Origin of the sequence: Janthinobacterium svalbardense, from assembly GCF_002327145.1 — a bacterium.
In the GTDB taxonomy this organism is placed as follows: domain Bacteria; phylum Pseudomonadota; class Gammaproteobacteria; order Burkholderiales; family Burkholderiaceae_D; genus Janthinobacterium; species Janthinobacterium tructae.
On record NZ_CP023422.1, the window covers coordinates 4,193,400 to 4,212,718 of the forward strand.

Annotated in this window: 13 protein-coding genes and 2 pseudogenes; 6 read left to right on the top strand and 9 right to left on the bottom strand. The window is 55.2% G+C overall.

Annotated features, from left to right (window positions below; genetic code table 11):
- Positions 1–19: 19 nt before the first annotated feature.
- The 7 genes from CNX70_RS18505 to CNX70_RS18535 all read right to left on the bottom strand — a co-directional run bounded on the left by CNX70_RS18505 (position 20) and on the right by CNX70_RS18535 (position 7,385).
- On the bottom strand, positions 20–2,398 hold the full coding sequence (locus tag CNX70_RS18505) for a heavy metal translocating P-type ATPase (RefSeq protein ID WP_096238542.1): 2,379 nt from the start codon (positions 2,396–2,398) through the stop codon (positions 20–22).
- A gap of 231 nt (positions 2,399–2,629) precedes the next feature.
- On the bottom strand, positions 2,630–3,529 hold the full coding sequence (locus tag CNX70_RS18510; RefSeq protein WP_096235978.1) for a CopD family protein: 900 nt from the start codon (positions 3,527–3,529) through the stop codon (positions 2,630–2,632).
- Positions 3,530–3,898 carry a copper resistance CopC family protein gene (locus tag CNX70_RS18515; protein ID WP_096238543.1) on the bottom strand — a complete coding sequence of 123 codons (369 nt, stop codon included), beginning with the start codon at positions 3,896–3,898 and terminating at the stop codon, positions 3,530–3,532.
- 21 nt (positions 3,899–3,919) lie between these two features.
- Positions 3,920–4,249, bottom strand: coding sequence for a copper-binding protein (locus tag CNX70_RS18520; protein ID WP_096235980.1), 330 nt, complete (start codon positions 4,247–4,249; stop codon positions 3,920–3,922).
- 28 nt (positions 4,250–4,277) lie between these two features.
- Positions 4,278–5,669, bottom strand: coding sequence for a multicopper oxidase family protein (locus CNX70_RS18525; protein ID WP_096235982.1), 1,392 nt, complete (start codon positions 5,667–5,669; stop codon positions 4,278–4,280).
- Positions 5,666–7,039 carry a TolC family protein gene (locus CNX70_RS18530; RefSeq protein WP_096235984.1) on the bottom strand — a complete coding sequence of 458 codons (1,374 nt, stop codon included), beginning with the start codon at positions 7,037–7,039 and terminating at the stop codon, positions 5,666–5,668. Before CNX70_RS18530 ends, CNX70_RS18525 begins: the two co-directional genes overlap by 4 nt.
- Position 7,040: 1 nt before the next feature.
- Positions 7,041–7,385, bottom strand: a complete 345-nt coding sequence (locus CNX70_RS18535) for a hypothetical protein (protein WP_157751137.1) — start codon at positions 7,383–7,385, stop codon at positions 7,041–7,043.
- Between the two features lie 1,265 nt (positions 7,386–8,650).
- Here CNX70_RS18535 and CNX70_RS18545 point away from each other — a divergent pair.
- A pseudogene (locus tag CNX70_RS18545) lies at positions 8,651–9,701 on the top strand (DMT family transporter).
- A gap of 45 nt (positions 9,702–9,746) precedes the next feature.
- On the opposite strand, the pseudogene CNX70_RS18550 reads toward CNX70_RS18545, so the two are convergent.
- A pseudogene (locus tag CNX70_RS18550) lies at positions 9,747–10,914 on the bottom strand (IS3 family transposase).
- 141 nt (positions 10,915–11,055) lie between these two features.
- On the opposite strand from CNX70_RS18550, the gene CNX70_RS18555 reads away from it, so the two are divergent.
- The 4 genes from CNX70_RS18555 to CNX70_RS18570 all read left to right on the top strand — a co-directional run bounded on the left by CNX70_RS18555 (position 11,056) and on the right by CNX70_RS18570 (position 17,471).
- Positions 11,056–11,436 carry a hypothetical protein gene (locus CNX70_RS18555; RefSeq protein WP_096235990.1) on the top strand — a complete coding sequence of 127 codons (381 nt, stop codon included), beginning with the start codon at positions 11,056–11,058 and terminating at the stop codon, positions 11,434–11,436.
- A gap of 70 nt (positions 11,437–11,506) precedes the next feature.
- Positions 11,507–12,823 carry a TolC family protein gene (locus CNX70_RS18560; RefSeq protein WP_096235991.1) on the top strand — a complete coding sequence of 439 codons (1,317 nt, stop codon included), beginning with the start codon at positions 11,507–11,509 and terminating at the stop codon, positions 12,821–12,823.
- Positions 12,820–14,331, top strand: coding sequence for an efflux RND transporter periplasmic adaptor subunit (locus tag CNX70_RS18565; RefSeq protein WP_096235992.1), 1,512 nt, complete (start codon positions 12,820–12,822; stop codon positions 14,329–14,331). The genes CNX70_RS18560 and CNX70_RS18565 overlap by 4 nt, the downstream gene beginning before the upstream one ends.
- A complete protein-coding gene (locus CNX70_RS18570) occupies positions 14,328–17,471 on the top strand; it encodes an efflux RND transporter permease subunit (protein ID WP_096235993.1) in 3,144 nt (1,047 codons plus the stop codon). The genes CNX70_RS18565 and CNX70_RS18570 overlap by 4 nt, the downstream gene beginning before the upstream one ends.
- Positions 17,472–17,752: 281 nt before the next feature.
- On the opposite strand, the gene CNX70_RS18575 is transcribed toward CNX70_RS18570, so the two are convergent.
- Complete coding sequence (locus CNX70_RS18575) at positions 17,753–18,046, bottom strand: H-NS histone family protein (protein WP_096235994.1); 294 nt, start codon at positions 18,044–18,046, stop codon at positions 17,753–17,755.
- A gap of 189 nt (positions 18,047–18,235) precedes the next feature.
- Between CNX70_RS18575 and CNX70_RS28325 the strand changes: the two genes are divergently transcribed.
- A complete protein-coding gene (locus tag CNX70_RS28325; protein ID WP_157751139.1) occupies positions 18,236–18,469 on the top strand; it encodes a hypothetical protein in 234 nt (77 codons plus the stop codon).
- Positions 18,470–19,319 lie beyond the last annotated feature (850 nt).

The following is a 19,319-nucleotide window of genomic DNA, read 5'->3' on the forward strand; positions in this document are numbered from 1 at the left end:
CCGCCGCCGTTTGTATTCGCTACTTGGCCTTACGCAGCCGCAGAGCGTTTGTAATCACAGACACTGAGCTCAAGCTCATCGCTAGAGCTGCAATCATGGGAGACAGCAGCTGGCCGGTAAAGGGATAGAGCACGCCGGCAGCCAAAGGTATTCCAAGCGCGTTGTACACAAACGCAAAGCCCAGGTTCTGCCACATGTTGCGTACGGTATCGACCGAAATGGTACGCGCCTGTGCTATGCCCCGGAGGTCGCCTTTTACCAGCGTCAAGTGCGCGCTGTTGATGGCGACGTCTGTTCCGGTACCCATCGCTATGCCGACGCTAGCCTTGGCAAGTGCCGGCGCGTCGTTGATACCATCGCCGGCCATTGCGACCACCTTGCCCTCTTTTTGCAGCTTCTCGACCAGTGCGAGCTTATCCTTCGGCTTGACCTCCCCATAGTACTCCTTGATACCGAGCTTGCTTGCGACGGACATCGCTGTAGTAACGCCGTCGCCGGTAGCCATAATTACGGTCAGTCCATCAGCCAGCAGCCCCTGTAACGCTTCTTGAGCGCTAGCCTTGATAGGGTCGGACACTGCTATCAGGCCTATCAAACTGCCCTGAGACGCCAAATACATGACGCTTGCCCCCTCAACTCGCAGGCTTTCGGCTGCGTCAGACAACGGCTTCCAATTAACACCTTCGGCGTCCATAAGTGCAGTGTTTCCGAGGGCTATTTTATCTCCATTCAAAACTCCGCGAACACCGATTCCGCTGGCTGACTCAAAGGCATCTGGTTTGGTCAATACCATCTTCCTCTTGTTAGCCTCGCTTACGATGGCGTGTGCCAACGGGTGTTCACTACCCTGGTCAATACTCGCGGCAATCTGCAAGACATCGTCTTCCTTGAAACCCAAGGCGGCTACTACTCTGTTAAAGGATGGCTTGCCTTCTGTAAGCGTTCCTGTCTTATCGACAATAAGCGTATCGACTTTCTTCAGGTCCTCGATGGCAGCAGCGTCTCGGAATAGAATTCCCATTGTAGCTGCGCGTCCGGTAGCCGCCATGATTGACATCGGCGTGGCCAGCCCTAACGCACATGGACAAGCAATGATGAGCACCGCTACGGCATTTACAAAGCCGAACACCCAGCTAGGTTCGGGGCCGTACACACCCCAAACTATAAACGTAAGTAAAGCTATGCCTACCACTACAACCACAAAGTAGCCGGCCACGCTGTCAGCTAGGCGCTGCATCGGCGCACGTGAGCGTTGTGCCTGGGCGACCATCTGCACAATTTGAGACAGCATTGTGTCACTGCCTATTTTCTCCGCACGCATGATAAGACTGCCGCTGGTATTGATGGTTGCGCCAATCAATTGGTCCCCGGCGCGTTTGGTAACGGGCAGCGGTTCTCCGGTCAACATCGATTCGTCCAAAGAGCTCTCCCCTTCGGCGACAACACCGTCAACCGGGACTTTTTCACCAGGACGGACACGAAGCGTATCACCAACGTGGACATTTGCGAGTGGAATGTCCTCCTCCGTCCCATCATCGCGAATACGGCGCGCTATCTTGGGGGCTAAACCGAGTAGAGACTTGATTGCAGCAGATGTTTGAGAGCGCGCGCGTAACTCCAGTATCTGCCCTAAGAGCGTCAGCGAGACGATGACTGCTGCTGCCTCAAAGTAGACGTCGACACTGCCGTGAGCAGCAAACGCCGGCGGGAATATCTGCGGCGCAAGAGTTGCTAGGACGCTGTATCCGTAAGCAGCGATAACGCCGGTGCCAATGAGCGTCCACATGTTGGGGCTCATACGAAGCAGTGATTTTGCCCAACGCTCGAAGAAGGGCCAACCCGCCCAAATGACCACCGGAGTGCTCAACGCAAATTCAATCCAATTCTGGCCGGGCAAAGCTCCCTGGAAAAGCATGTGGCCGAACATCGCCAGGGTAAAAACGATAGCCGTGAAAGGTAATGTCCACCAAAAACGATGTCGAAAATCGACCAGTTCGGGATTTTCTTCATCTTCCAAAGTAGGCATTAAAGGCTCAAGAGCCATACCGCAAATCGGGCAGCTGCCAGGCGCCGCCTGCCGAATTTCAGGATGCATCGGACAGGTGTACACGGTGCCATTTTGCAACGTCGCCGCTGGCGGTACTTCCGCTTTTTCTTTTGCGAGATAGGCCTCTGGGCTGGTGCTGAACATCTCCATGCACTTCGCACTACAAAAATGGTAGACCACGCTGTTGTACGAAATCTCTCGCTCCCTATCAGGCCCCACCTTCATCCCGCATATTGGGTCTGTGAACGGCTTATCGACAACAGCCTGTGGACCAATGTTGTCCACAGATTTCATGGTGTCATGGTTATTGCCGTGTTCATTTTCTCGTTGCGGAATTTCGTTGCCGTTCATGAGCCACCCCTCATCAATTTGTGAACCAGACCGTACTTGCATCTTAGACGCAACCTGTTTGGGGAAGCGCGTGTTTGGCCGAAGGGCTACTTGGCGGCCACCACGAATTGCCCCTTTATACCCGCCTCAAGGTGTCCCGGTTGCAGACATGCGAATCTACTTTGCCCGAATTCCCGAATTTCGAGAGGATGCTTCCTGCCTTCCCTGGCGCTACTCGAAGCTGCAACTTCATTAAATTGCGGCTGGTGGCTGTTGAGACGTAAGAATTGCGGCAGCAAAAAGAGCACCGAGTAACAGAATGCTTTCAATCCGCAGGGCCACACGAACTAACCTAACGCCGGCGTGTGAGCGACTTGCGAAAGGCAATCCAAAAAATTTGTTATAGCCTCCCAGCGCGATAGCCATTAAGACTAGACTTACCTTTACCAGCAGCGTCATGCCATAGGAGGTATGAAATAGATGGTTCGAAGTTCCTACTCTGTGCCATGCACTAAAAGTGCCAGTGACAACAATTCCAATCACGGCGACCATCGCAGCTTGCGACATCAGGTCCAGGTATCGGTCAGCGGCACCAATTTCGAAGGCGGCTATTCGCATCTCACTAAGTGCGAACCAAGCCGAGACCAGAACTGCGCCTGTCCACAATCCGATTGCGGAAAAGTGTACGGCTTCTGCTGCCAATGCTATCGTCCAGAAGCCTTCTTCACCCGCATGCCCCATCGATGCACGAGTCACAGCGAATGTAGTTAAGGTCAGTGCCACTGCAATATCGCTCGAGCGACCAGCGCTACCCATCCACCGAATACAAAACAGGATAGTCATGGCCAAGGTCGCGATGGAGCCCGCATGCCCATAGTCTGTGCTCGATACCATCATCCAAAACATAGGGCAGGCTTCTCGCAGTCCGACACCGCCCATCACGGCAGTCGCAGCCAGAAGCGCAGTTGCGCTGCCGACTGCACTTAGTCCCGAAGCCAGTAAGTCGAGCTTGCGAAGCGCCGGCTCAAAACTGTCACGTCTGGTTCCGTTTGCCCCTATCCAGTAGCGTGCAAACCATGAGCCGACGAGCCAAGCGAACCCGGCGTTAAGCAAAAATGCCGAACCTATCTGTAGCAACGAAACCGCATCCATTTATTTCACCGTGAATTTAAAATCACCCTTACGGCGGTGGCCATCGTGTCCGGCAACCGCCCAGGTCACAGTATAAGAACCCGCCGACAGTGCCGGAACATCCATGCGCAAAATGGCAGGATTTGCCGCGTCGACTTTTGCCTTTTCTGCGGTGACTACGTTGCCTTGACCGTCAGCCAAGGTAATGGTGCTAAAAGCGACTTCAACTTTCTCGTTGAAGGTGAGCGCAATCTCCTTTGGTGCCACAGGAAGTGTGGTGCCAGCCACTGGGTTGGAGCTCTTCAAGCTTGCATGTGCCGAGGCAAACGGGCTTGCGAACGTTGCCGTTGTCACAGCAGTTGCAAAAATCATGGTTTGTAGTGCTTTCATTCTCATTTCTCCTTGTTGAAATCACTTTCCTGTTTCAATTGCGGTGACCATGAGTGCGCCGCCTACTTTTTCCGCGACGAAACGAACTTTGTCTCCCTGTTTTACCCGTTCCAACATGGCAAGGTCTTGTACCTTGAACACCATCGTCATTCCGGGCATACCCAGATTTTTCAGTTCGCCGTGCTTGATGGTGAGTTTCCCGGCGTCCTTATCAATTTTCTTAATTTCACCCTCGCTCATCGCAGCTTGAATAGCGGGGGAGGACGCTTGCTGGGCGTAGGCCACGGAGCCCGCCGAAGCGAACGAGAAGCCGAGGGCGGCGGCGAGGACAAATTTTTGTAGATGATTCATGGTTCTTCCTTTTGAGTAAAATAGAAAACTAGTGTTCGCCATGTCCAGACGGCTTTCGGACCGTCATCTCGACATTTGGCTTATTCATTGCCGGCATAGATTGGCCTCCAGCATTGGAGTTGCGCTGAGGCTCGGGCAGTGCGCCGGTCCATTCGTACGCTAATGTCCCTGTGGGATGCTTGTACCAGCCCGGGTCAGAGTAGTCGCCGCGCTTCTGGTCCTTACGAACCTTCAACACGGTAAACATGCCGCCCATCTCAACCCCGCCGAATGGCCCCTCGCCTGACATCATCGGCAGCGTGTTTTCTGGAATAGGCATTTCCATACCGCCCATCGAAGCGCCTTTGTCTCCCATCGCCATGTAGTCGGGCACAATCTTGTTAATCTTCTCGGCCACCCCTCGCTGGTCCACGCCTATCATTGTTGGGACGTCATGTCCCATCGCGTTCATCGTGTGATGGGACTTGTGGCAGTGGAAGGCCCAATCGCCCAAGTCTGTGGCGACGAATTCGATGGCGCGCATCTGGCCCACTGCGATGTCCGTAGTGACCTCTGGCCAGCGAGATGCAGGTGGTGTCCACCCACCGTCGGTACCGGTGACGAAGAACTCGTGCCCATGCACATGGATTGGGTGATTTGTCATCGTCAGATTGCCGACACGAATACGCACCTTATCGCCCTGCCGCACGGGCATCGAGTCGATGCCTGGGAAGACTCGACTGTTGAAGGTCCACAAATTGAAATCCAGCATCGTGTTGATTTTCGGCGTATAGCTTCCAGGAGAAACGTCATAGGCGTTGAGCAGGAACACAAAATCTCGGTCGACGGCATGCAACAATGGGTCTTTCGGGTGAGTGACCCAGAACCCCATCATTCCCATAGCCATCTGCGCCATTTCGTCCGCGTGCGGGTGATACATAAACGTACCTGGGCGCTTCGCCACGAACTCGTACACAAACGTCTTGCCCGGGGTGATGCCAGGCTGCGTCAAGCCCGTTACACCATCCATGCCGTTAGGCAAGCGTTGGCCATGCCAATGCACGCTGGTATGTTCAGGCAGTTTGTTGGTCACGAAAATACGCACGCGGTCGCCCTCAACCACTTCAATCGTTGGACCGGGTGACTGACCGTTGTAGCCCCACAAATTGGCCTTCATTCCCGGCGCAAGTTCGCGCACCACGGGCTCGGCGACCAGGTGAAACTCCTTGACACCGTTGTTCACGCGCCAGGGAAGCGACCAGCCATTCAGCGTCACGACAGGATTGAAGGGCCGGCCGTTGGGCGGTAGCGGGGGAACTTGCGTATTCGCGTGGTTCATCAACATAGCTTCGGGCAGCGTCGCTGCGCCAGCTTTGCTGACAGCTGCAGCGCTTACCGCAACTGCACCCGCACCTTTGAAAAAATCTCTACGTGAAATCATGGCATGGTCCTCGTGTCGGTAGTGCTCGCGCCGCCGATGGCGGTTTGCAGCTTGGTTTCGGCTATCCAGAAATCGCGCTGGGTCTCGATAGCGGTGTTCACACTCATGAGTTGTTCACGCGAATCGGCCAACAGCTCAAATACGCTTGCCAACATGCCGTTGTACCGAAGGAGCACCTCGTCAGATATTTTCTTACGAAGAGGGACCACGTCGTCCCGATAGTGGCGCGCGATATCGTAGGTGGTGCGGTAAGAGGAGTAGGCTTCCCGCACCTCAGAACGAGCGCGTACGGCAGTGTCTGTGGTCCGGTGTACAGACTGCATGTATAGGGCCTGAGCCCGGGCCACCTTTGCACCGCCCCAATCAAAAATGGGTAGCTCAAGAGACACTTGGTATCCGTTCTCACGCGGCAATCCTGATGTACTTTTATTTGCGTAACCAGCGTCGAAGACGTTGATAAACGCTGTTGCCTTTGTCAAACCCAGTGCGGATGCCGTCGCTTCAGTGTCACGCCGAGCTGCCAGAACATCCAATCGCTGCGACATCGCCCACGCTTCTGCATTGGTCATCTCTAGTGGCTGAACAGGTAGGTCAGGGAGCCGGTCGGGCAGCGTGAATTCCTGCTGCGAGCCCCAAAGGCCCAACAAACGAATGAGCTGCTCGCGACTTGCTGTAGCGTCATTCCTCGACCTGGCTAACTGTGTGACCGCGTCTTGGTAGAAGGCCCTCTCACGAGCCTGGTCAAGCTTACTCCAATTGCCCACCTTGGCCATGCTTTCAGCGAGTTCGGATGAGGCTTCAGCTGCACCGCGTACTTGTTCGGCGAACGCCGCAGACTGGGCGGCAGCGACGGCGACGAAATACGCCCGACGAGTGTCGGAAGCCAGTTGTATCGCTTGCGCAGCGGCTTGCAGTTTGGCCTGTTCGAACCGCCCTTTTTCAATGCGAGTTCGTGTCGGCAGCGTCAATAGCCCCGCAATGTCGAACATCACACTTCGGTCGATTTCGGCGTCACCTCCGCCTCTTACACGTCCAAAGCTGAAACTTGGATTCCGCATGCGGCCTGCCTGGACAAAATCGGCTTCCGCGACACCCAACTCAGCAAAGGAGGCCTTCAATGCAGAATTGTTGAGCAGAGCAATCTGAACAGCTGAATCAGCACTCATCGGCTTACCCAGCAGTACCTGAATTTCATTGTCGTTGTTGCGGTCGTCTTTCTGGAACTGGATGGACTGACCTATTCGACTTTTCGTCAGGGAGGAGACGTCATCCAACCCGCCATCGGAAGAAAGGCTGGCGCATCCTGCGAGGAAGATGGTGGACAGGCCGACCGCCGTGCGGCCAAGCAGAGTCATATGAAGTCGGAGCATGTTATTGACCTTTCATATTCATGTGGTGCTCTTTATGAGGGTCGGCGGCGGGAGCCGCGGCTGACTTGGGCGACTCCTTTAGCAGAGGCGACATCTGCATTGACGTACCTGCATGGGAACCGTGCTCAGACTGTCCAGAGACCTCCTTATTTGCATCAATCCATACCTTGTCTGGGGTGGATTGAGACTCTGCAGATGGTTTGTAGTCGGTGTAGGCAGATTGATATTTCTGCCGTGGTACTGCGGCGTTGGCATCCGTCACAGCAGTCGAAATTCCAACCGGCTGTGCGTGAATGACCAATGGCGCGCTTACCAATGCAAGAAGCATTAGATGGAAGCGTTTCATGATAGCCCTCAAAAATGTACTGTTACCTGGGCGCATTAACCCATAGCGTTGCGGACTTCAGTCCACGACTTCAGCGATTTAGGAGTGACGACGAGGCGGTCGCTCGAGAGTGGCGGGGATATAAGCAGTCATCGCAGGTTCAACTGCGACTGTGGCGAAGGTGGAGAACGTGGCAGGCAACAGCTCGGACGGGATAGCAGGTGGCGCCGCAGCGCCCACGCAGCAGCTCGCACAATGGCTACATTTGCCATGTTGGCTCCCTGCATGGTCGGAACCACTTTCGCCGCAATGCCCGTGATACGCATCAGCATGAGCCTCGGTAGTGCCGTCGTCTTTATGATGCGGCTGCGGGTCGGTTTGTCCGGAACCGGGGTTGCAAGCCATGAAAGCAACAGCTCCCCCTTGCAACGGGAGGGTTGCTATCAAAATCCAGAGCAGGTAGCGGACAAATAAACGCATAAGTTTCGAAATGGTACGTCAGACAAACGAACAGTGCTAGCCACTCAAAGTACACCTTCCCACAGGAGGAAGGTCAAGGGTTTCTTTAGGGCGCCAACGTATATCGGCATTGCCAGAGCTTCTGGAATGCTCTCACGACGGTACAACCGTTCTTTTATTTGTAGAAGTTACATCCCTCGGGCCAAAGTGCCCCCTACCATTTGCACTTTGCAAACGTCGCACGTTGACCCGATGGCTTAGCGATACTTTCAGCCAAACCACACGAGCATTCTGGGTCACGCAACTGCGCCAGAACCGTAAGCCAGACTTTAAGCGGATGTTGCCCACTCCTACCTCACCTCTAGCTTCTGCCCAGTGCGCGCCCTTGGTATCCCGCTTGGCGCTCTTACTTCTGTCGGCCGCGGGGTATCGAGCCCTCTCCTCCAACAATCACGTATACGATTCACACTTATATCCGTCGGCATTCCCTCTAAGTGCAAAATCCTTCTCAAAACCAAACGTCTGTGGAACATACCTAGCAGCCCAACGAAATTGCCAATAAGTAATTTTTCACGATATCTCATTTTTATGTGTTTCATACAACTAATTGGTTGTCGGCGTAAGTTACCGCAATGGCCAACTAGGCGGCGCGCACTGCGTTCATGACGAAGCCCGCTTGATGCCTGTGCGTCTTTCTGCTGCAGGATGGGAGAGCATTCTTCTCCAACGAGATGGGAATGAATCGTCTGTTTATGTCCCGCGGGAATCCGTTGCCTGTGACGAAGTTTGGCATACAATTACAAAGCCCAACCAACGAGCTAACCAATATGCGAAAAGGTGTCACCTACGCGCTTCTTGCCGCCATCACCTTCGGAGCCAGCACTCCTTTTGCAAAGCTGCTAGTAGGTCAAGTAGCACCACTCGAGCTTGCTGGACTCCTGTACCTCGGAAGTGGTATTGGGCTGTCAATCTGGTTCGGGATTCGTGCCCTAGCTACCAACCGCCAAAAGACCTCCGGCGACCGAATCAACTCCCGTGACGTACCATGGTTGGCTGGAGCGACCCTGTTCGGTGGGGTTGCAGGTCCCGCGCTCCTTATGCTTGGCCTAGCGCTCACTCCGGGCTCGTACGCATCCCTGCTTCTCAACATGGAAGGGGTATTGACCTCGCTACTTGCCTGGTTCGTATTCAAAGAAAATTTTGACCGCAGAATATTTATCGGCATGTTGCTGATAGTCGCTGGCGGCGTAGCACTGACCTGGGACCAAATACCTGCAGAGGGACTACCATGGGGCTCGTTTGCCATTATTGGCGCCTGCCTTTGCTGGGGCATCGATAACAACCTCACTCGCAAGGTCTCCGCCAGCGACGCGGTGCAAATAGCTGCAACAAAAGGATTGGTCGCCGGCGCGGTAAATCTTGCCATCGGCGCCTCGCTAGGGCTTAAGTTACCTGCGTTTACAACCGCGTTGATGGCGGGCTTGGTCGGTTTCTGTGGATACGGCCTTAGCCTGGTGCTCTTTGTCCTTGCCCTTCGTAACTTGGGGACCGCCCGCACCGGCGCGTATTTTTCGGCCGCACCCTTTGTTGGTGCCATGGTTTCACTCATGCTGCTTGGTGAAACGCCAGCCGCCGGATTTTGGCTAGCTGCGGCGCTGATGGGGGCCGGCATTTGGCTGCACCTCACAGAAAGTCATGGCCACGAGCATACCCATGAGGAAATGGAGCATGCTCACCAGCACTCACACGACGAACACCATGAACATGAACATGATTTCCCGTGGGATGGCAAAGGCTCGCATACTCACCCATAGACATTTCCCGCAGACACATATGCACGCACACTACCCGGACATCCATCACCGACATCGTCACTGAGCCTAGTCAAAGTGAGGTGTACTGTCAATAGCGGACACTCTTGTTTCAAGCCGCCCGTGGCTGTTTGCTGAATTTTTCAGCGAACAACGCGGGCGGAACATTGCCGAGGCGCGAGTGGCGCCGCTGGCGGTTGTAAAAGCTTTCGATGTATTCCTGTATTGCGGCTTTCGCGTCTGCCCGGGTGGCGTAACGTTGATGGTGCACCAGCTCGTTTTTCAGGCTACCCCAGAAGCTTTCCATGGGCGCGTTGTCATAGCAGTTTCCCCTGCGCGACATGGACGGCTGCATGCCGAACTGCTTCACCAGTTTTTGATAGTCATGGGCGCAGTACTGACTGCCACGGTCGGAGTGGTGAATCAGGCCCGGCGAGGGGCGTTTGTTGCGCACGGCTTTCCACAGCGCCGTTGCTGTCAGCGTTTGTGTCATGCGCTCGTCCATCGCGTAGCCCACCAGCTCGCAGGTGAACACGTCCTTGATGCCGGCCAGGTAAAGCCATCCCTCGCCGGTGGCCACATAGGTGATGTCAGTCACCCAGGCTTCGTTCGGCCGGGTCGGTGCAAAGGTCTGATTGAGCAGGTTATCGGCCACCGGCAGGTCATGATTCGAGTTCGTAGTGGCCTTGAACTTGCGCTTCTGCTTGCAGCGCAAGGCGAGTTCGCGACGCAGGCGGACGATGCGGTCACGCCCCGCCGGAAAGCCCTGCGACGTCAATTCCGGCTGCATGCGCAGAGGGCCGTAGGTCTGCCGACTCTGCGCGTGCACCGCCTCGATGGCCACTTTCAGGCGTGCGTCGTCCTGTGCCCGCTGCGATGGTTTGCCATTCGCCCAAGCATAAAAACCACTGCGCGACACGTCAAAGACGCGGCACATGACGGTGACGGGAAATTCGAATCGCAACGTCTTCATGAACGCGTACTTGGCAGCGACTCCCGCGCAAAGTACGCTGCCGCCTTTTTTACGATATCGCGCTCCATGCGGGCTTCTGCGAGCTCTTTGCGCAGCTTGCTTACCTCGGCCTCAAGCTCCGGCACCGAGCGGCTCCCGGGGCTACTTTGGGCGAGGTGCCGCGCTTTGCCGCCGTCACCCAATTGGCCAGCGTGCCCTTGGGGATGGTCAGGCGCAGTGCCGCGTCTTCCAGCGTCAGGCCCTGCGTCAGGACCAGTTTTACCGCTTCTTCACGAAGCTCCGGTGTGTAGGTTTTTGAGCGTGTCATAAGTTCTCCAGTTGGTGAAGTTTACCAAACTAGAGTGTCCGAAAAAGTCAGGGTACCTCAAAGAATGACCGTCCCCCCATAAAGAGTGCATGCTCCCAAAAATTTTCCGAAATTTACATGCTCTCAGTTTAGAATGTACGCATGCTCCGCGCCTTTCCTTCACTTTTTCGCTTGATTTCATTGTTCCTGGTCATGACCATCATGAGCTCGGGAATGGTGATGGCCGCGTACGTCTGCCCGCAACTGACGACGAGTCCGGTACAAGCGCGTCTGATGGCGGGGATGCCGTGCGCCGACATGGACAAAGAGAGTCCTGCACAGTGCGCGGAATATAAGTCCGGCGCCAAAGCCTCCTCCGACCACTTGAGTTCCCCTCCAGTGTTGGCGCCAATCTCGGTGGCGTTCATTACTCCAGCATCCGCCCTCATCGTTCCCACCAAGGTCGAAGCGGTTCTGACAGACATCATCGCATTACCTGGTACTGACCCGCCCTACCTGCAGACTCAGCGCCTCAGAATCTAAGACTTCCCTGATTGGTCTCCTCGCCGGCTTGCTGCCGGCGTCGGTGTTCGTCTTCAATCATGAGGCTTTTATGTTCTCAAAATTCGCAACGCATTCATTCGCAAGTTCGCATTTCAAAAAAGCGAGCTTTAATGCCGTAATCGCGGCTTGCGCTTTTATACCAGTCTTCTCCTACGCCGAATCAGCAAGCCTGACACTGGACCAGGCGCTTCAGATGGCAACGCTGGCCTCGGCGTCGAACAAGGCCGCGCAAGCATCCGTGTTGGCCAGCACAGAGGCCTCAGCGAAGGCCAACCAATTGCCTGACCCGACACTGAAGGTCGGCCTGGATAACCTTCCTGTGACCGGGCGAGATAAATTCAGTACCACTGCCGACTTCATGACCATGCGCCGCATTGGTATCGAGCAGCAGTGGGTCTCTTCGGACAAGCGCAAGGCCCGCCTGGACCGCTCTAAACGAGCTATTGAGGCCGAGGAAGGCGGTTACCTTGAGAACGTAGCCAAGGTCCGCGAAGAAGCCGGCAGCGCTTGGATTTCCGTCTTATACGCCCAGCGAGCCGCCGGGCTTTATAAGCTCATTGAGAAGGAGATGGCCGAGGACCTCAACGCGGCCCAAGCTTCACACCGGAGCGCCAAAGGAACAGCAAGCGACGTCCTCCAATCACAGTTGGAACTGGTTCAGGGAAAGGACGATACCCGCAAAGCCGAACAGGCTTCCAGGGCGGCCCGCATTGGACTATCCCGCTGGCTGCGCGTGCCGGTTGATTCCGTGGCAGATGAAACCCCAACACTGGTTACGCATGTTGCCGACATTCCGCTCGCTGACCTGGAGAAATACCACCCGATAGTTCTCTTGGCCCGCCGCGCGGTAAGCCTCGCAGATGCCGACACCAATGTGGCCGCCAAGGAGCGCAGTCCTGATTGGTCGTTTGAGGCCGGATTCGCTCAGCGGGGAAGCCAATATTCAAACATGATTTCCATCGGTATCAGCATCCCACTAACCGTGAATAGACCCCAGCGACAGGACCGGGACATTGCGGAAAAGTCGGCGATGGGAACGAAAGCGCGCCTGCAATACGAAGACGCCGTATTGGAGCAGCAGACTCAAATTCAAATGCTTTCGGCAGACTTGGAGAGCCTCAAGGAGCGCATCTCTGAGTTGAAATCGACCCTGCTCCCGCCATCCCGTCAACAAGTTGATTTGGCCGTTGCAGCCTATCGTTCTGGTGCTGGCACCTTGACGTCCGTGTTCAAGGCGAAACGCGCATCGCTCGAGAAGCAATTGCTAATAAACGAACTTGAAAAGGAGGCGGCCCTGACTTGGGCAAAGCTGGAGCTCCACGTTATCCCCCACGACATGCCTAGTTCGACAAGGAACGTACAATGAACTCAAATTTCAATTTGAAGGCAATAGCGTTGGTTATAGCCGGTGTGGCTCTGGCTTCGGGCGGTTACTGGGTAGGGTCCCGTGGCAATTCGGACGCAGGAAGAATGGCTCCGCCCGGCGACACTGGCCTCGACTCCAAAACTGGGAAGAAAGTCCTCTATTGGCATGACCCAATGGTGCCTGCGACCAAATTCGACAAGCCTGGTAAGAGCCCCTTCATGGACATGCAGCTTGTGCCGGTCTACGCCGATGGCGGGGGCGAGGAAGTAGGTGTAAAAATTTCATCGACGCTTCAACAGAATCTGGGTATCCGTTTCGCAAATGTACGTCGCGTAGACAGCAGAGACTCCCTTGAATTGGTTGGTACAACCCAGTTTGATGAAAGCATCGCGGAAGTCGTGCAGAGCCGAGTTACAGGCTACATTGACCATCTCTATGCCCGTTCGCCCATGCAGCGAGTCAAGCGAGGCGAGCCAATAGCGTTGCTGTTCGTTCCCGACTGGATAGCGCCGCAGGAGGAGTACCTCGCGCTCAGACAAAGTGGCAACGAGACCCTTGCCGGCGCCGCGCGCCAGCGCATGCGCACGATGTCAATTCCGGATGCACTTGTTGCGCAGGCAGAACGCACTGGCAAGGCTCAGAGCCACTTCACACTTGTCTCTCCTGTAAGCGGCATCGTCTCGGAGTTGGGGGTGCGTGAAGGTGCAATGGTTTCGCCAGGCATTACCGTGGCGAAGATTGCGGGCACAAACAAGGTATGGCTGCTGGCAGAAGTTCCGGAGGCGTTGGCCAACCGCGCACGTGCTGGGATGTCCGTGACCGCCATATCCTCGTCGGACCCTCTTCGTAAATATACAGGTAAGGTGCGCGAAATAATTCCGGGAGTGAGCACAGCCACGCGCACCGTCCAGGCACGTCTGGAATTGGACAACAAAGATGGGAGCCTTCTTCCAGGACAGCTGATGCGAATTCAGCTGGAAGCAGCAACGTCTGTCTCGCGCCTGGTAGTCCCTTCCGAAGCCGTCATCACAAGTGGAAAACGGTCAGTCGTATTGGTCGCGGACGCCAGTAACAATATGCGACCGGTCATTGTCACGCTCGGTCGAGAGAGCAGCGGGGATACCGAAGTCACCAGCGGGCTTATTGAGGGTCAGAAGGTTGTCGCCTCCGGGCAGTTCCTGATTGACTCCGAAGCGAATCTGAAAGGCATTTTGCCGAAGTTCTCGAACGTTGACGAGATGAAGCCAGCGCAAGCCGCACCGATGGAATCCGGCCCCGTTCTTCATGGCGTAGCCAGGATTGAAAAAGTATCGAATGACGCACTTACGCTGTCGCATCAGCCGATTCCTGAACTCCAATGGGGAGCTATGACAATGGATTTTAAGAAGCCGCGGCCGGATTCCTTTGCAGGCGTTAAGCAAGGGGACAATGTCGAGTTCTCGTTCAGGGATGGTAAGGACGGTTATACCCTGGAGAACGTGAAGATGACCGGCGGAGGCAAGAAATGATAGCCAGGATAATTCGGGAATCCATCGCCAACCGAATCTGGGTCCTGATTGCTGCAGTGCTCATAGCAGGATGGGGGCTAATATCCCTGCAAAAGACGTCACTGGACGCGCTGCCAGACCTGTCGGACACTCAAGTCATCATCCGCGCACAGTACCCCGGGAAAGCACCGCAGGTCGTCGAGGACCAGGTCACCTATCCGCTGACGACAGCGCTACTGTCGGTTCCGGGCGCGAAGACGGTCCGCGGATATTCATTCTTCGGTGATTCGTTCGTTTACGTTCTTTTTGACGATTCGACCGACCTATACTGGGCCCGCTCTCGCGTAGTCGAATACGTCAACCAGGTCCAGAGCCGCCTGCCACAAGGCGTGCGTGCTGAACTCGGGCCGGATGGCACCGGCGTTGGGTGGGTCTATGAATATGCGCTCGTAGACCGCACGGGACGCAACGACCTTGGTCAACTGCGTGCGCTAAACGACTGGTTCCTCAAGTTCGAGTTGAAGACCGTACCTGACGTAGCGGAGGTGGCCAGTATTGGGGGAATGGTCAAGCAGTACCAAATCGTGTTGGACCCGGATAAGCTGCGTGCGTTCCGGATGTCTCACGCCAAGGTACTCGATGCTGTGACTAAGGCGAACCAGGAATCCGGCGGGTCCGTAATCGAAATGGCGGAAACCGAATACATGGTGCGCTCACACGGCTATCTGCGGTCGCTGGACGACTTCAGGAATATACTGCTGTCGGCAAGCGATGCCGGCACACCGGTGCTACTCAAGGACGTAGCCATCATTCGCCTCGGTCCTGAGATGCGCCGCGGTATCGCTGAGTTGAACGGTGAGGGCGAAGTCACCGGCGGCGTTGTAGTCATGCGCTCAGGTAAAAATGCGCTTGACACTATCAAGGCCGTCAAGGCCAAGTTGGGCACGCTCAAGGCGTCACTACCGAAGGGCGTCGAAATTGTGACTACCTACGACCGCTCTACGCTGATATCAGCGTCCATTGACAATCTAAGCCATAAACTGATTGAAGAATTCGTGGTCGTCGCAATCGTCTGCGCCGTCTTTCTATTCCACATCCGGAGCGCCCTGGTAGCAATCGTTTCGTTGCCACTCGGCGTGCTCGCCGCATTTATCGTCATGCGTTACCAGGGCGTTAACGCCAACATCATGTCTCTGGGGGGAATAGCCATTGCAGTCGGCGCAGCGACCGACGCAGCGCTCGTGCTCATTGAGAATGCCCACAAGCATCTTGAAGCTTTTGCGCACGAACATCCTGGAAAGCCAATTTCTGGCGACGAACGCTGGCACATCATCACCAAAGCATCCGTCGAAGTGGGGCCGGCACTCTTTTTCTCGCTACTCATTGTGACCCTGTCCTTCATCCCTGTGTTTGGCCTTGAGGCGCAAGAGGGCAAGCTCTTCGCGCCTCTGGCTTACACAAAGACCTATACGTTGGCAGCTGCAGCAGGGCTCGCGATTACGCTTGTGCCCGTGCTGATGGGATACCTCATTCGTGGGCGAATTCCGAGTGAGGCCTCCAACCCAATCAACCGCGCCCTCATTCGAGCGTACCGACCGCTGCTGAATGCGAGCCTTAAACATCCTGGCTGGACTATCGGAATCGCAGTAATCGCACTGATTGCGACCGCCATACCCATCTCGCGCCTGGGCGGAGAATTTCTCCCTCCATTGAACGAGGGTGATTTGCTTTACATGCCCTCTGCACTGCCCGGTCTATCGGCAGCAAAGGCGAGTGAGCTCCTGCAGCAGACTGACCGGCTCATAAAAACAGTACCGGAGGTCGCGACAGTTTTTGGTAAGGCAGGTCGAGCGGAAACTGCAACCGACCCCGCGCCTATGGAGATGTTCGAAACGACTATTCAGTTCAAGCCGAGGGAACAATGGCGTGCAGGAATGACACCGACAAAGCTAATCGATGAGCTCGACCGGGTCGTAAAGGTCCCAGGCCTGTCAAACGTCTGGGTTCCGCCAATTTTCAACCGCATCAGCATGGTATCCACTGGAATCAAGACCCCTGTGGGGGTCAAGGTTTCGGGTGCCAGTCTCGACGAAATCGACAAAATAACGACCCAGATTGAAGCAGCAGTGAAGGGCGTACCAGGGGTGACCTCGGCGCTTGCGGAGCGCCTAAGTGGTGGGCGTTACATTGACGTCAGTATCGACCGCCTGCGCGCATCTCGTTATGGGCTAACGGTTACCGACGTTCAGTCTGTCGTCTCGTCTGCTATTGGCGGCGAAACGGTTGGTGAGGTGGTAGATGGCCGCCAGCGGTTCCCCATCAACGTGCGCTATCCGCAGGACTACCGCGACTCAGTTCAATCCTTGCGAGAGCTGCCGATTGTGACTGAACGTGGTGCACAAGTACGTCTCACGGACGTGGCCGATATTGTGGTCAATGATGGGCCTCCGATGATACGCAGCGAGAATGCGAGGCTCTCTGGCTGGGTCTATGTCGACGTTCGAGGGTCCGACCTGTTGACCGCTGTGCGAGCGATGCAGGCCCGAGTTGGCCAACAGGTCAAACTGCCGCCCGGTTATTCGATTGGCTGGTCGGGACAGTTCGAATACCTGGAGCGAGCGACGGCGAAGCTCAAGACCGTTGTTCCCTTGACCTTGCTGGTAATCTTCTTGCTGTTGTACTTCGCCTTTAGGTCTACTGCGGAAGCCGCTCTGCTGATGCTGACAGTGCCATTCGCGCTCATCGGTGGCTTCTGGTTCATCTGGCTGCTTGGCCACGCCGTGTCTGTCGCTACAGCCGTTGGTTTTATCGCGCTCGCGGGGCTCGCCGCAGAATTTGGAGTCGTCATGCTCGTCTATCTACGCAACGCGTTAGATGCACGTTTAGCCGCTGGCCGGCCAATGACATCCGAGCTGATACTAGAGGCGATACGGGAAGGGGCCGTACTCCGGGTCCGCCCCAAGGCGATGACTGTCGCCGTCATCTTGGCAGGTCTGCTGCCTATGCTGTTCGGGAGCGGCGCCGGGTCCGAGGCGATTGCACGCATCGCAGCACCTATGGTCGGGGGCATGATTACGGCCCCACTGCTTTCCCTGTTCGTCATACCTGCGGCGTGGCAGATGCTACAGAATTGGAAGTTGCGCCGCAGTGTCCCGAACTAGTGGTTCACATGTTTTAGAACTGACTGCATACTTTCCGAGTTCGGAAGCGTGCAAGCGGTCGGTGAACGTTCGCATTCTCACAATTGCTTAATTGTCCGCTTCGCCTCAAGCAACTGCTCGTTGCTCCCTAGCCGACCCGGCTTCGGCGATGATGATGTCTCGCGAGTAGGGCCGACGGTAAGGATGTTCTTCCACTCACCGATGAACGCTTGCCCAGTCGCTAAATACGAAATGCAGAAATTTAAATATGGATTGAGAGTTGGGTCGGCCGCTCAAAACCATCAATTCGCGATGCGGAACTGTTCCTTGTCCTTGCCATCCAGCCACCGCGGTGCTCGGCCACGCCCAGTCCACGTATCACCTGTTTCAGGGTTCTTGAATTGCGCAGCAACCGAGCCCTTGGCTTTTGCTGGTTTCGCACGTCCTCCGGCGGCGAGGTCCTCCACGGTAATTCCATGCAGCTGCATCAGTTCCTTAATTTTCTGAATTGCGCCACTGAGTTCATCTTTGCGGGCAGCTTCGGCGAGAGATTGCAATTTTGCGATTTGTTCAACATACTCTGCATACGACGTCATAGTTTCTCCAAGCGATAGGTGATTCAAACGGTTTGAATATAGGCGCAATCTAACACAGCACCGCACATAACAAGATGCAAAACCTTAAGCAAGCAAGATACTACATTGTATGGCGCTGGCCGGATACGGCCAAAAGCAGACCTGATTTAATACTTTACAACGCGCTTACTCAAAGGGAACGGGGTCAATATGAACTATCAGAAAGTCGGCAAATTCATCTATGGAGCATGCCGAAATGGCGCCGTACCGATGGATATTGAGAATTGGATGGCCGACGATTTAGGGGTTGCTCGCATACAAGCTGGCGATGATGTTGCAGCCGGTAACCTAATGAGTGCGTTTTTTGCTAAGTACGACGGGAGTGAAAAGCTTCAGGCAAACTACGACAATTTCGTAGAAGCACTAAACAGCCGAAATCCATAACGCTTCCTGGTATGCCCTTCAGGGCGCAATCTGCCAGCGGCAGCAGTCGGCGAGAAGCGGGCCTGCCTCTTCGCTGCCTTAACCCGACAGGAAAAAATGATAACTAAATTACACCTGCTTTGCGCTTTTGTGCTTTGTTTAACAGGTTGCTACTCTGTAGACGACCAACGTTTTTCTGCGCACGTTGATACCCTTGTGCGACCTACCATGCCTCTAAACGAGGCCATTTTCACACTTCAAAACGATGGGTTTAAATGTGATTCAATGCTTCCAGTGCCGTCAAAAACTTGCAGCAAGACGCGCCAGCGAATCTTGCCATCAACATGTATTGAACGGGTAAATTTGTATACATCCGCCAATCGTCCTGATGTTGAGCGTGTAGAAGTAGAAAAAATCATGTGCGCGGGCTTTTAACTCATGTCTGCTGTGGGACCGAACCGGCCAACGACGACAGTCGGCCAAAAGCAGCCACTTCATCAAACTCACTCGTTTCACGTCTACATGTCTGAACACATCCATAGTTTTGATGCCTGGCCTTTTCCTGACGACGTACAAACCGCTGCATACTGCACGGCCAAAGTCGCGCGTGAGCGTTCCCCGCGCTCCAAGCGTCGCACGACCATGGCGGCGACTGGCAATTTCTGGATGCAACCACAGATGAGCCAAGCGAGTGCTTCTTGCTATGCTTGGGCTGTGTCTACGAAAGAGATTCAACCTTGTCAGAAGTCGCAGACCTACCGCGAGGTTGGATTGCATTTCGTCCCAGCCTATATGCGACGTGGGAGCGTTGGGAGAACCCGCCTGAGGCGGACGACGTCGATGAATTGGAATAGTTGACGAACTGAACCCA

Bases quoted from the DNA above. Each gene is read 5' to 3' on its own strand.
- CNX70_RS18520 (WP_096235980.1), bottom strand. From the start codon at position 4,249: ATGAATCATCTACAAAAATTTGTCCTCGCCGCCGCCCTCGGCTTCTCG.
- CNX70_RS18555 (WP_096235990.1), top strand. From the start codon at position 11,056: ATGCTCCGCGCCTTTCCTTCACTTTTTCGCTTGATTTCATTGTTCCTG.
- CNX70_RS18560 (WP_096235991.1), top strand. From the start codon at position 11,507: ATGTTCTCAAAATTCGCAACGCATTCATTCGCAAGTTCGCATTTCAAA.
- CNX70_RS18530 (WP_096235984.1), bottom strand. From the start codon at position 7,039: ATGCTCCGACTTCATATGACTCTGCTTGGCCGCACGGCGGTCGGCCTG.
- CNX70_RS18510 (WP_096235978.1), bottom strand. From the start codon at position 3,529: ATGGATGCGGTTTCGTTGCTACAGATAGGTTCGGCATTTTTGCTTAAC.
- CNX70_RS18575 (WP_096235994.1), bottom strand. From the start codon at position 18,046: ATGACGTCGTATGCAGAGTATGTTGAACAAATCGCAAAATTGCAATCT.
- CNX70_RS18535 (WP_157751137.1), bottom strand. From the start codon at position 7,385: ATGAAACGCTTCCATCTAATGCTTCTTGCATTGGTAAGCGCGCCATTG.
- CNX70_RS28325 (WP_157751139.1), top strand. From the start codon at position 18,236: ATGAACTATCAGAAAGTCGGCAAATTCATCTATGGAGCATGCCGAAAT.
- CNX70_RS18515 (WP_096238543.1), bottom strand. From the start codon at position 3,898: ATGAAAGCACTACAAACCATGATTTTTGCAACTGCTGTGACAACGGCA.
- CNX70_RS18505 (WP_096238542.1), bottom strand. From the start codon at position 2,398: ATGAACGGCAACGAAATTCCGCAACGAGAAAATGAACACGGCAATAAC.
- CNX70_RS18565 (WP_096235992.1), top strand. From the start codon at position 12,820: ATGAACTCAAATTTCAATTTGAAGGCAATAGCGTTGGTTATAGCCGGT.
- CNX70_RS18570 (WP_096235993.1), top strand. From the start codon at position 14,328: ATGATAGCCAGGATAATTCGGGAATCCATCGCCAACCGAATCTGGGTC.
- CNX70_RS18525 (WP_096235982.1), bottom strand. From the start codon at position 5,669: ATGATTTCACGTAGAGATTTTTTCAAAGGTGCGGGTGCAGTTGCGGTA.